At 49.3% G+C, this 12,938-nt stretch carries 13 protein-coding genes; 9 read left to right on the top strand and 4 right to left on the bottom strand.

Annotation, left to right across the window (positions count from 1 at the left end; translation table 11 throughout):
• The first annotated feature begins 80 nt into the window (after positions 1–80).
• From CDA54_RS17550 to flhB, 9 genes are all read left to right on the top strand, one after another.
• Positions 81–2,096 carry a flagellar hook-length control protein FliK gene (locus CDA54_RS17550; protein WP_099036351.1) on the top strand — a complete coding sequence of 672 codons (2,016 nt, stop codon included), beginning with the start codon at positions 81–83 and terminating at the stop codon, positions 2,094–2,096.
• A 69-nt stretch (positions 2,097–2,165) separates the two neighbouring features.
• A complete protein-coding gene (gene fliL / locus CDA54_RS17545) occupies positions 2,166–2,693 on the top strand; it encodes a flagellar basal body-associated protein FliL (protein ID WP_099036350.1) in 528 nt (175 codons plus the stop codon).
• A gap of 9 nt (positions 2,694–2,702) precedes the next feature.
• Positions 2,703–3,761 carry a flagellar motor switch protein FliM gene (gene fliM, locus CDA54_RS17540; RefSeq protein ID WP_099036349.1) on the top strand — a complete coding sequence of 353 codons (1,059 nt, stop codon included), beginning with the start codon at positions 2,703–2,705 and terminating at the stop codon, positions 3,759–3,761.
• 48 nt (positions 3,762–3,809) lie between these two features.
• On the top strand, positions 3,810–4,265 hold the full coding sequence (gene fliN / locus CDA54_RS17535; protein ID WP_099036348.1) for a flagellar motor switch protein FliN: 456 nt from the start codon (positions 3,810–3,812) through the stop codon (positions 4,263–4,265).
• 91 nt (positions 4,266–4,356) lie between these two features.
• Positions 4,357–4,680, top strand: a complete 324-nt coding sequence (gene fliO, locus CDA54_RS17530; protein WP_244903108.1) for a flagellar biosynthetic protein FliO — start codon at positions 4,357–4,359, stop codon at positions 4,678–4,680.
• Positions 4,673–5,428 (top strand): flagellar type III secretion system pore protein FliP, encoded by a 756-nt coding sequence (fliP, locus tag CDA54_RS17525; RefSeq protein WP_099036346.1) that lies wholly within the window; start codon positions 4,673–4,675, stop codon positions 5,426–5,428. The genes fliO and fliP overlap by 8 nt, the downstream gene beginning before the upstream one ends.
• A 3-nt stretch (positions 5,429–5,431) precedes the next feature.
• The gene (fliQ, locus tag CDA54_RS17520) at positions 5,432–5,701 is read left to right on the top strand and encodes a flagellar biosynthesis protein FliQ (RefSeq protein ID WP_099036345.1); all 270 of its coding nucleotides are present in this window, start codon (positions 5,432–5,434) and stop codon (positions 5,699–5,701) included.
• A 25-nt stretch (positions 5,702–5,726) separates the two neighbouring features.
• Positions 5,727–6,509 carry a flagellar biosynthetic protein FliR gene (gene fliR / locus CDA54_RS17515; RefSeq protein ID WP_099036344.1) on the top strand — a complete coding sequence of 261 codons (783 nt, stop codon included), beginning with the start codon at positions 5,727–5,729 and terminating at the stop codon, positions 6,507–6,509.
• A 22-nt stretch (positions 6,510–6,531) separates the two neighbouring features.
• The gene (gene flhB, locus CDA54_RS17510; RefSeq protein ID WP_099036343.1) at positions 6,532–7,665 is read left to right on the top strand and encodes a flagellar biosynthesis protein FlhB; all 1,134 of its coding nucleotides are present in this window, start codon (positions 6,532–6,534) and stop codon (positions 7,663–7,665) included.
• Positions 7,666–7,883: 218 nt separating this feature from the next.
• Here flhB and CDA54_RS17505 read toward each other — a convergent pair whose 3' ends face one another.
• The 4 genes from CDA54_RS17505 to CDA54_RS17490 form a co-directional block, all read right to left on the bottom strand.
• Positions 7,884–8,510: a hypothetical protein gene (locus CDA54_RS17505; RefSeq protein WP_099036342.1), complete on the bottom strand. Its 627-nt coding sequence runs from the start codon at positions 8,508–8,510 to the stop codon at positions 7,884–7,886.
• Positions 8,511–8,574: 64 nt separating this feature from the next.
• A complete protein-coding gene (eno, locus tag CDA54_RS17500; RefSeq protein WP_099036341.1) occupies positions 8,575–9,870 on the bottom strand; it encodes a phosphopyruvate hydratase in 1,296 nt (431 codons plus the stop codon).
• Between the two features lie 104 nt (positions 9,871–9,974).
• Positions 9,975–11,606 (bottom strand): CTP synthase, encoded by a 1,632-nt coding sequence (locus tag CDA54_RS17495; protein ID WP_099036340.1) that lies wholly within the window; start codon positions 11,604–11,606, stop codon positions 9,975–9,977.
• A gap of 202 nt (positions 11,607–11,808) precedes the next feature.
• Entirely contained in the window at positions 11,809–12,876 is a 1,068-nt protein-coding gene (locus tag CDA54_RS17490; protein ID WP_099036339.1) for an OmpA family protein, read from the bottom strand.
• Between the last annotated feature and the right edge of the window lie 62 nt (positions 12,877–12,938).

Genomic DNA, 12,938 nt, shown 5'->3' with positions numbered 1-12,938 from the left:
CTGCAAAGCGCATCGCTAAAGCAATATAAGTGCATAAGCGAAATAAATTGCAGCGTAATTACTGATAAACGAATAGGTCCATGATGCAACATATTGCCGTTATCCGTCCTGAAATTGCCGCAAGCTCAGTTGCGACCGGTAAAGTGAATTCAGCACCTCAGCAACAAGAGGGTTTTTCACGTCATCTTAATCAGCACTCTGAGCGTCAGGGGGCAGAGTTGGACACCCGTCAAAAGGCACAGAGGCGACATGGCGACGACATCAGTGCCTCTGCAGATAACGCGCAGTCAAAACAGACTTCTTCTCACAAACGCACGGATGCCAGTGACGAATCCGCAATGGATAAGGCTGAACGAATAAAATCCGGCGATGCAACGTCAGGTAGAAGTACACCCGGGGCTGATACCGGGAAAGCGCACAGGAATGGTACTGAACAGGACAGCACAGCGCATCGGGCAAAAAGTGATACAGATAAGCACGATAGCGCCGTAACAGATGATAGCCGTGATGATAAAGATATTGATGGCGGCGAAAACAACAAAGCTGAGGAATGGCTGGCGCTGGTACATAAGCTCGTTACTAATGCGGGGATGGCCGGGAAAGGCACTGAGTCCAGCAATACAGAGAATTCAACGGATGGGGAGTCAGATACCCACAATACCGGTGAGCTCAGTGAGAAACTAAAGGCGTTGCTGGAACAGCTTGGTCTGGGGCAGGAAACTACGGCTATGGCTGGTGAAAAGCCAGTTGAGGGAGAATTGGATGCACAGAAGGCTTTACTTGAGAAACTTGGCCTTGACGCAGAAAAGGTACTGCAACAGGCGCAGATGTCAGGAAAACTCTCTGAGCTGAAAGCCTTGTTGCAAGGAGCTCTGGATGGTTCTGAATCCCAACAGGGTAAGCCGATGCTTGAGCAGGTGTTGGCACTTCTTCTGGTGGAACAAAAAGGGCAGGCCGACACCGGTGAGCCGATTGCACAGAATCATGCACTGGGGCTAAAAACTGACGCTGCAGGTTCTGCGAATAATTCACCAGGACAATCCGACTTGGTCGCCGCGCGCTGGCAGGAGTATCAACAGCGGATGGAAAAGTCAGGCCAGCAGGATAAGAATAATTCTGCTCTGTTAAAGAGCCGGGCTGAGGAAATGAGGCCGGGTGCAACTTCAGAAGCGGTGGCGTCAGCAAACAACGGCGAAAATGCGAAACAACAGAGCCTCCCGAAGAATGGGTCCAAAGAGAGCAGTATGTTACAGAATCTCGCCCGGCTGCCGGAACCAGCCCTGGATAAAACATTGCAGAATCTGGCCGAGCGGCTACCAGTTAAAGACGCTGACCCTGCGGTTATCAACAGCTTTATTGATAACCTTAAGGCCGGCATCGAGGAGTTTAAGCAGCAACGTGCTCAGGGCCGGGAACCCGGACTGGATTTGCAGGGGTTGGTGAGCCGCGCCATGGGGGGAGAAAATGATGTGCAATCGGCTCAGCAACAAAATATCACTCAGGTATTGAAGCAGTTTGGTGAGAGTCTGACACAGTCATCTGGTAATCTGCGTAGTGATATTCATCACGCTTTTATTCAGCCTTCTATGGAGCGAGTATCCGGACAAGAAACCCAGATAGCGGCAGAAACAACGAAAGCAGCACCCCATTCCGCGATGGAAAGGGCTGTGAACATAGCTCGCCCCGAAGCGGCGGGGCAGTTGGCTGATCGGGTCAGAATGCTGGTCAATCAGGGCAATATGAGTGCCGATATCCGCCTCGATCCGCCGGATCTGGGCAGTATGCAAATTCGTATCAGCATGAATGGTGAGCAGGCCAGTGTGAACTTCGTGGTACAGTCGCAACAAGCCAGAGACATGCTTGATCAGGCCGTACCAAGGCTTCGGGATATGCTGGCTGAACGTGGTATCGAACTGGGGCAGTCCTCCGTCGAACAACAGCAAAAAGACAATAAAAGTGGCGACTCCCAGCATCAGGGGAAGTTAGCTGACACCAACGCAGAAGACGACATGAGCGAACAGCAGTCCGACCTGAGCGAGGGTCAGGAGGTCAGGCTGACCAATGGTGCACTGGGCGGTATTGACTACTTCGTATAAAAAGAAGTTTGCGTTGTAGCCTGTCCCTTGAGGATAATGACCAAATGATACGAGCTGAATGAGAAAATCATGGCTGAAAAAGAACTGGAACTGGAAGACGGTGGCAAAAAGAAAAAGTTAATACTCATCGTGGTGGTCGCCCTGGTATTGATTGGTGGTGGCGTGGCTGGCTGGTTATTTATGGGCAGTAGCGAAGAGACGTCACCTGAGCAAACGATGAGCAGTACGTCAACGTCATCGGATAGTGCCGCTCCCGCTGCCTCAACATCACAGATGGGAACGGCTTTGTATGTGGCGATGCCCAGACCTTTCGTGTTCAATGTACCTGGTTCAGGCCGTGACCGTATTGTTGAGATTAAGGTTCAGTTATTGGTGCGTGGTTCCGATAATGAAGAAACGGCCAAGATGCATATTCCGATGATCGAAGGTACCTTGCTGAAAGTCTTCAGCTCCGCCAATGCCGATGATTTGGTTACCGAAGCCGGCAAGGTGGCGATTCGCGAGCAGGCCGTAAAGGAAGTAAAAGCGGCGATGAAAGAAATTACTGACAGAGAAGTGGTGTCGCAGGTGCTGTTTACCGGCTTTGTCATGCAATAGGAAAACAAAGTGAGCGATCTATTATCACAAGACGAAATCGATGCCCTTTTACACGGTGTTGATGATGTAGAAGAGGAAGATGTCGAAACGACAGAGTCCAGCGGCTCGGCGTTGGAATATGACTTTTCCTCTCAGGATCGTATTGTTCGCGGTCGTATGCCGACCCTGGAGATCGTTAACGAGCGATTTGCCCGTCATATGCGGGTCAGTCTGTTTAATATGATGCGCCGCAGTGCCGAGGTATCCATCAACGGTATTCAGATGATTAAGTTCGGCGAGTATGTACATACCTTATTTGTGCCTACCAGTCTGAATATGGTGCGTTTCCGCCCTCTCAAAGGGACCGGACTGATTACCATGGAAGCCAGGCTGGTTTTTATCCTGGTTGACAATTTCTTTGGTGGTGACGGGCGATATCATGCCAAGATCGAAGGACGGGAGTTTACTCCCACTGAGCGGCGTATTATCCAGATGCTGCTGAAACTGGTCTTTGAAGATTACAAAGAAGCCTGGTCACCGGTAATGGATGTGTCCTTCGAGTATCTGGATTCAGAAGTGAATCCGGCGATGGCGAATATCATCAGCCCAACAGAAGTCATCGTCATCAGCTCATTTCATATTGAGCTTGATGGTGGTGGGGGAGATTTCCATGTGGCGCTGCCGTACTCCATGCTTGAACCCATTCGAGAGTTACTCGATGCCGGGGTTCAGAGTGACAAGGAAGATACGGATCTGCGATGGAGTAAGGCACTGCGGGATGAAATCATGGACGTACAGGTAGAAGTGTCGGCCAGCTTACTGGATGTTGAACTGAGTTTGCAGCAAATCATGAATATGAAACAAGGCGACATCATCCCTATAGAGATGCCTGAGCACGTGGTGATGTATGTTGAAGATCTGCCAACATTCCGTACTAAGATGGGGCGTTCAAGAGATAATGTAGCGCTTAAGATCACCGAGAAAATTCCGCGGCCCACCTCGGTAAAATCTGAATTGCAACTATTGACGAAAAATGGCCGCCGTCTGGACAGTGATGCTGAACTGGCCAGTCTGGAAGATGATTTGTAAGTAGCCCGGATAGTTCCAGGGCTGGTATTGAAAGAGATGAGGTAGCGTATGAGCACCGAAGATGATGACAAAAAAGATGACGAATTGGATGACTGGGCGGCGGCGATGGCTGAACAGGCTGAGTCTGAAGAAGGCGGTGACGGTGATGGTGAAAAGGCCGATACCGATGCAGAAAATGGCGCCGACGTTCAGGTGGCCGAGCTTGATGAATTAGAAGATAACCCAGAGATCAGTAGTGAAGAAAAGCGCAAGCTGGATACCATTCTGGATATTCCGGTAACCATTTCTATGGAGGTGGGCCGCAGTAACATCAGCATCCGAAACCTGTTGCAGCTAAACCAGGGATCTGTTGTGGAATTAGACCGGGTAGCCGGCGAACCACTAGATGTTTTGGTAAATGGCACGTTGATTGCTCATGGAGAAGTAGTAGTAGTTAACGATAAATTTGGTATTCGCCTAACCGATGTTATTAGTCAAATCGAAAGGATTAAAAAACTCAGATAAATCAATGGTTAAGCCGCTATTCTGCGGCTTGGCCGGATTTACCACTCCCTCATTCGCTAACAATATTCCCTTAAGCAGCCCCGCTGACTATGTGTCAATTTTACTGTCATTAGTACTAGTTGTGGCACTGGTGTTTATGCTTGGGTACCTGATGCGACGGTTTAATGTCACTCATAGTGGCAGCGCTCAGCTAAAACTCGTCGGCTCTATGTCTGTTGGCACCAAAGAGCGCATCATGGTGGTCGAAGTTGGCAAAGAGCAATTTTTGCTGGGAGTTACCAGTCAGAGCATTAATCACCTGGCTCGTCTGGATAACCCTATTGAAGTGGCGCAGCCTGGTGGGGAGCATTTCAGGCAAAAACTCAGTCAATTTATGCAGGGCAATAAGAAAAAGCCGGGAGAAGCCGATGAATAAGTTGTTATTGCTGCTTCTGGCAATGCTGTCGTTGATGTTGCCTGACGTCGCCCTGGCTGACCCTGGCGTCAAAGCTCTGACAGTTACCACTAATCCTGATGGCAGTCAGGACTACACCATGACACTGCAGACGCTTGCGATCATGACGGCTTTGAGTCTGATCCCGGCTTTTATCATGATGATGACATCTTTTACGCGAATTATTGTGGTGTTATCGATACTTCGTCAGGCCATCGGTTTGCAGCAGTCGCCATCGAATCAGATTCTGATTGGCGTCAGTCTGTTTCTGAGCATGTTTATTATGGCGCCGGTATTTGAACAGATTAATGAGACCGCGCTGCAACCATATCTGGACGAGAGCATTACCTCAATAGAAGCCTATGAAATTGCAAAGCAACCCATGCGTGCTTTTATGTTGTCTCAGACAAGGGTAAAAGATCTTGAAACCTTTGTGGAAATCGGAGGGTATCAGGGGCAGTTTCAGGATCCCCAGGACGTGCCCATGAATGTACTGATCCCGGCTTTTGTGACCAGTGAGCTGAAAACGGCATTTCAGATCGGCTTTATGTTGTTCTTGCCATTTCTGATCATCGACTTGGTGGTGGCCTCAGTGCTGATGGCCATGGGGATGATGATGCTATCGCCGATGATTGTGGCACTGCCATTTAAACTGATGTTATTTGTACTGGTAGACGGCTGGAATCTGATTTTTGGCACACTGGCTTCCAGTTTTGGTATGGGAGTCTAGCGTATGTCACCAGAAGTATTTGTCGAAGTACTACGAGAAGCACTACAGATGGTCATCATCCTCGTTTCAGCCATTATCCTGCCGAGCCTGGTTGTTGGCTTGATCGTATCAGTTTTCCAGGCTGCAACCTCTATTAACGAACAAACCATCAACTTTTTGCCGCGTCTGATTGTTACCCTGTTAGCCCTGAGCTGGGGAGGTCACTGGCTGGTCAGTCAGATTATGGACTTTACCTTTACCATAATCGGTCGCATCCCTGAGGTCGTAGGCTAGCCATGACCAGATTCAGAGATCGCTGATGGAGATAATGGCCGGCACAATTACCCAGTATCTGGCAGATCTGTTGTTGCCATTTATGCGCATTGCGGGTTTGTTTGCCGCTATGGTCGGTATCAGCGCCAAAACAGTGCCGCCGCCAGTCAGGGCACTGTTAACTCTGTTTCTGAGTCTGGTGATTATGCCGCTGGTTCCCCCCGTGCCTATCGATGAAATGGTGTCAGTCGGCACCTGGGTATTGGTAATACAGCAGCTGATTATCGGTATTGCCATTGGCTTTATTTCTACTCTGGTGCTGAATACCTTTGTTATTGCCGGGCAGATTGTGGCGATGCAAACGGGCCTGGGCTTTGCCTCTATCGTTGACCCGGTAAACGGCATCAACGTACCGGCAGTCGGGCAGTTTTATCTGATTCTGGCCACTTTGTTATTCTGGGCATTTGACGGCCATCTGACCATGATCCGCATGATAGTGATGAGTTTTGAGGCTTTTCCCATTGGTGAAGCCTGGTTTCAGCCGCAGCAGTTTAAAGCCCTTGCGCACTGGGGAGGCTGGATGTTTGTAGCGGCGCTGACATTGTCTCTGGCACCTATTGTTTCTCTGTTGCTGATTAATCTTGCTTTTGGGGTAATGACAAAGGCGGCGCCACAGTTAAACGTGTTTACCATAGGTTTTGCCATTGCTCAGATAGCAGGATTGATCATTATCTGGCTGACGATGGACAATTTTACCCATCATTTTGAGGTACAGTGGGAACGGGCTACGTTATTTATGTGCCAGTTGCTGCGTATCTGTCCCCCTTAGATTATCGCCGGAGTAATTGTAGATGGCTGAAAACGAAGCGGGTCAGGAAAAAACAGAAGAACCCACGGCGAAAAAGAAACAGCAGTCCGCCAAGAAAGGACAGATAGCCCGTTCCCGTGAGCTGTCTACCACCTTAGTCTTGATTGCCAGTGCCGGGGCACTGATTCTGCTCGGAAAGAGCATTGCTTCGGTGTTGTACAGGATGACAGAACGCATGTTTACCCTGTCCAGAGATGAAACCTATGACCCTAACCATATGTTTCAGGCCATGGGTAATATGCTGGATGAAATTGCCGGGCCCATAGCCTTGTATATGGCTATGGTTACCGCGGCGGGTATTTATGGCAGCATCGCACTGGGGGGATACAATTTTACCTGGCAGGGGGCCGCGCCTAAAGGCAGTAAACTCAATCCTATCAGTGGTCTGAAGCGCATGTTTGGTATCAATGGCCTGGTTGAGCTGCTAAAAGCGCTGGCCAAGTTTATCATCGTTGCCGCCAGTACTTATCTGGCACTGGTATTTTTCTCCGATGAAGCGCTACATCTGGACATGGAGCTCTATCCGCTCAATATAATGCATGCTTTGGAACTCCTGGGCTGGGCATTTTTGATCATATGCTGTTCGTTGTTACCCATTGCGGCATTTGATGTGCCGTATCAGAGTTATAAGCATAATGAAGAGATGAAAATGACCCAACAGGAGGTCAAAGACGAGCGTAAGAATGCCGAAGGGAACCCAGAAGTTAAAAGCCGCATCCGTAAACTCCAGTTCCAGGCTGCTGCCCGGCGCATGATGCAGGAAGTGCCTCAAGCCGATGTGGTGGTCACCAACCCCACACATTTTTCTGTGGCACTAAAATATGATCAGAATGGTACGCGTGCGCCTGTTCTCGTAGCCAAAGGCAGTGACGAGCTGGCCATGCACATACGTAAGATTGCTAATGCCCATGAGGTACCCATTGTCGCTTCTCCGATGCTGGCCAGGGCTATTTTCTATACTACCGAACCTGAACATGAAGTTCCGGAAAAACTGTTTATGGCGGTAGCTCAGGTACTGGCTTATGTGTATCAGCTTAAAAATTGGCGCAAAGGCCGGGGTAAACGGCCTAAGCCGGTATCGAAAAACCTTCCGATTCCACCGGAATTACGATACTAGATATCACCACTAACAAAACTAACCGCAGAGACGCAGAGATGCAGAGAACGAGTAGAAGTGCAGGGGGAATTATGAATAAAAGCTATTCACCACAGAGACAGAAAAGATTTCAGCCATCAGCTTTCAGTCTTCAGAAGCTGACATCTGAGAGCTGATAACTGACAACTTAAATGATGATACTTCAGTGTCTATGGTGAAATCACTGTGGTGGTTATCACTCAAAGCGGTTTCTTGAAGTTTTTCCAGTTAATCTTATTTGAAAGCAGCAACTCGCGCAGGCTTAGTGTGCGGGGTTGGTATTTACCAGCATGTTTCCACACATGGCCACAGCAGGCGGCGCTCAGAGTCGTTTTTGATGGTACAAGCAGCGACAGTTGTACGCCCGCTCGTGCTTCTTGTTGGCAGTGGCCGTCGAAAGCGAACCAACCATGCTTATTGAGATGTAGCCGGCTCTGTTGTGGATCCAGTCTGTCAATACTGTCGAGTTCCAGATGCAGTAAACCCAGGTGTTCATAACAAACCGGCACCGGCATGCCAAAAGCACCATGCAGGCCGAACCATTGATGGTTCCTGCTGGGATCTGTCGCTTTGGGAGGGCGCGCAGACTGCCTGCACTGCCAACTGGCATTGTGAATATCGATCTGCAATGGCCCCTGATGCTTTAGCATCTCTTCAGCTGCTCTTTTTATATGATGGCTGAGACCTTTAAGTCGTCTGTGTAGCAGGGATAGGTTGGCAATTCTGGTTAACTGCGGAAGTTCTCTTTCATACAGCGCATTGCACAGCTCTGCGTAGTGCAGTTGCTGGTTATCACGGCGAAAAATATCCGATTGATTCTGCTGCATGGCTAATACCCGTTACGCCGGGTAATTGGTATAAGGGGAGCATACATCGCTCCCCTTGTCTTAATCAGGCCTGGCCCTTGATTTCACGGCGACCGGCATAGGTCGCCTTATCGCCAAGTTGCTCTTCAATACGCAATAATTGATTGTATTTAGCGACCCGGTCGGAGCGGCATAATGAGCCGGTCTTAATCTGACCCGCTGCTGTCCCTACTGCCAAATCAGCGATGGTGGCATCTTCGGTTTCCCCACTGCGGTGAGAAATAACAGCGGTATAGCCCGCTTCCTGAGCCATACGAATGGCTTCAAGGGTTTCTGTTAAAGAACCAATCTGGTTGAATTTAATCAGGATTGAATTCGCGATATTATTATCGATACCACGCTTGAGGATTTTTGTGTTGGTGACGAAAAGATCATCGCCCACCAGCTGAACCTTATCACCAATCTTTTTCGTCAGGCTGGCCCAACCGTCCCAGTCGCTCTCGTCCAGGCCATCTTCAATTGAAAGGATAGGGTAGCGGTTACTGAGATCGGCCAGATAGTCACCGAAACCTTCAGAATCATAGACTTTACCTTCACCTTTAAGATCATAGGTACCGTCTTTGTAGAACTCGGAAGCAGCGCAGTCCAGTGCCAGGGTCACATCTTTATTCATCTGGTAGCCGGCTTTCTCTACCGCTTCAATGATAACGGATAAGGCTTCCTCATTAGAGCTGAGGTTTGGTGCAAATCCGCCTTCGTCACCCACAGCCGTATTCAGTCCCTTGGCATTGAGAACTTTCTTCAGGTTGTGGAAAATTTCCGCTCCCATTCGCAGCGCTTCCCGGAAGCTGCTGGCACCAACAGGCTGAACCATAAATTCCTGAATATCGACATTATTATCGGCATGTTCACCCCCATTGAGGATATTCATCATCGGTACCGGCATGCTGTATTGTCCGGGAGTACCATTGAGATCAGCGATATGCTGATACAGAGGAATATTCTTGTCATTAGCAGCAGCTTTGGCGGCAGCAAGGGACACTGCCAGAATCGCATTGGCGCCGAGTTTTTCTTTGTTCTCAGTACCATCAAGCTCAAGCATGATGTGATCAAGTTGCTGTTGTTGTTGCGCATCCTGCCCCAGCAGCGCGGGTTTAATCTGTTCATTCACTGCGGCCACGGCTTTAAGCACGCCTTTACCCAGGTAGCGGGATTTATCACCATCTCTGAGCTCAAGCGCTTCGCGCGAGCCGGTGCTGGCACCGGAAGGTGCACACGCACGGCCCCAGGCGCCGCTGTCAAGATACACTTCTGCTTCTACTGTGGGGTTTCCACGGGAGTCCATGACCTCACGGCCGATAATATTGATTATGTTTGACATCTTGTTGTTGCCTCTGAAATACGATGGCCCTGTTACTCAGGGCGTTATTCTTGGTTACTGACGCCAACAGGCGAACAGGTACATCCGGATGAGCCGGACATACATCAATTATTATTTTTATGGTATTGCCCCGCGGAATGCACAAAGCCTTCAAATAAAGGATGCCCATCGCGTGGTGTAGAGTTAAATTCGGGGTGGAACTGTCCCGCCACAAACCAGGGGTGATCTTCTATCTCGACAATTTCCACTAAACGCTTGTCGGTAGACAGTCCGGTAACCTGCAGTCCTGCCGCTTCAATTTTTGGGCGCAGATTATTGTTCACTTCGTATCTGTGTCTGTGGCGCTCATAAATACTTTCGCTGCCATACATCTGATGTACCTTGCTGCCTTTTATCAGATGGCAAAGCTGGCTGCCCAAACGCATGGTACCGCCCAAGTCTGAATGCTCGGTGCGGGTTTCCAGGCTGCCATCAGCATCCTGCCACTCTGTTATCAATCCGACCACAGGGTAGGGACTTTGTGGATCAAACTCTGTGCTATTGGCATTTTCCATCCCGGCTACATTGCGGGCGTACTCTATGACAGCGACCTGCATACCAAGACAGATACCAAGGAAGGGTACCTTATTCTCACGGGCATACCGGACGGCCATTATCTTGCCTTCCACGCCACGCTCGCCAAACCCTCCCGGGACCAGGATGGCGTCCAGATCAGCCAGTAAATCAGTGCCCTTCGTTTCGATATCCTGAGAATCGATATATTTGATATTCACCGTCAGGCGGTTTTTCAGCCCGGCGTGTTTTAGCGCTTCATTGACGGACTTATAGGCATCGGGCAGTGCGACGTATTTACCAATCATGCCCACGTTAACTTCACCATTGGGGTTGGACTCTGCATACAGTACCTGCTCCCATTCGGACAGATCCGCCTCCGGACAGTCCAGGCCGAAGCGCTGAACAACCAGTTCATCCAGCCCCTGAGATTTGAGCATGGAAGGGATGCGATAAATACTGTCTACGTCGCGCAAGGCGATGACGGCTTTGTCATTGACGTTAGTAAACAGGGCGATCTTTGATCGCTCATTGGAAGGCAGAGGCGCCTCTGAACGACAAACCAGAATATCCGGTTGTATGCCAACTGAACGAAGTTCCTTAACGGAATGCTGAGTTGGCTTCGTTTTGACTTCACCGGAAGCGGCCAGGAAGGGGACCAGTGTCAGGTGCATATACAAGGCGCGCTCGCGACCAATTTCAGTGCCAAGCTGACGAATGGCCTCGATAAAAGGTTGAGACTCAATATCACCTACAGTGCCACCGATTTCTACGATGGCAACGTCGGCGCCTTCTGCTCCTTCGATGATACGACGTTTTATTTCATTGGTAATATGAGGGATAACCTGAATGGTAGCACCGAGATAGTCACCGCGGCGCTCCCGGCGCAGCACTTCTTCATACACGCGCCCGGTAGTAAAATTATTACGGCTGCTCATACGGGTACGGATAAAGCGCTCGTAATGGCCGAGATCGAGGTCGGTTTCTGCCCCATCATCGGTTACAAAGACTTCGCCATGTTGAATGGGGCTCATGGTTCCCGGATCAACGTTGATGTAGGGGTCTAGTTTCAGCATGGTCACATTCAGGCCTCTGGCCTCTAATATGGCCGCAAGAGAAGCAGCGGCAATACCTTTACCCAGTGATGACACCACACCACCCGTCACGAAAATATAGTTTGTCATTTGAAACCTAAGAAGTAGGGTTGAACAGAAACAGGATACCGGCCAGTGTGCTCAGAGACGTTGGAATTAACGTTCTGAAGTCACCTCAGCATCTTCATATCAGGACGGGAAAATAGTATACCTAACAACCCGCTATCGCTCAATGAATTATTGGTCGACAGCGGGTGCAGGTAGTTGCCATACAAGGATGGCAAAAATGGATTTACCTGGTGACTTTAACCTTTTTCATCGCAGTGACCCTGGTGTGAATACGGCGATTTTTACGGCTGGCCTCGGCAGTATTAGCGTCAATCAGTGGGCGTGTTTCACCATAACCTATGGTACTGAGTCGATCTGCATCGATACCGTAGCGCTGTATTAATACATCCCGAACCGCATTGGCGCGCTGTTCAGAAAGCTTTTGGTTATACGCTTTATCACCTACCAGTGATGTATGACCTTCAATTTCAGCATCAGTGTTGGGGAAACGGCGCAGAAACTCGGCAAACTCACTGAGTTGCTGAGAATCCGGATTCTGTACTTCGTAACTATTATTGGCAAACAGAATCGCCATTGAGGCTTCAACCTGCTCTTCTGTGAAAATGCTGCAACCCTGCGCATCGACTTTGTCTTCAGCAGGCGTATTTGCACAGCGATCCTGCTCATCATTGACACCGTCGCCATCTGAGTCTTTGGGTGGCGTGGCAGCTGCTTCAGGGGCCACTGCTGACGATGTTGTGCTGGCGGTCTCTGGTGCAGTATTTACAGGTTGGTATGCAGAGCCTGAAGTTTGACCAAACTTATAGGCCAGACCAAGTTTAAAACCAAAGTCGGTGATATCCTCATTAAACGCATGGTAGGCGGCAAATTCGGTAACCAGTTTCCAGCTATCGTTCAGATGCCAGTGACGACCGATTCCAAGATTAACAGGGCTGTAGCGCTCAGCAATATCCATTTTCTTAATGCCGGCAAACAGATACGTATTGGCACTATCCATAAAATAGAGGGCATCAACACCATATCGATCACCGGAAACGTCGTTATTGCTATTCTGGTAGTCCATGTCCAGCGATGACCATTCAAATCGTGCCGCCCAGCGGGGATTAATTCGCATGCCATACTCGATGCCAAGTCCGTCGCCGTTGTCATACGGGTTAACATTATCCGGATAGTTCTTATCAGTGTCGTAATATTCAATAAAGCCACCAAACCACTGATCATATTGTTGATCGTCAGCGGCAGAAGCAGTGAAGCTAAGCGTTACTGCCAGCGCTAGTATTGTTTTGTGCATAAGTAGTCCCTTGTATCGTAAAGATTGTTTAATAATTCCAGAGCTGCTAATTATTATTCTTG

Origin of the sequence: Lacimicrobium alkaliphilum, assembly GCF_002591895.1 — a bacterium.
Classification (GTDB): domain Bacteria; phylum Pseudomonadota; class Gammaproteobacteria; order Enterobacterales; family Alteromonadaceae; genus Lacimicrobium; species Lacimicrobium alkaliphilum.
Note: the sequence above shows the minus strand (reverse complement) of the source record. Positions and strands in the feature narration are given on the sequence as shown.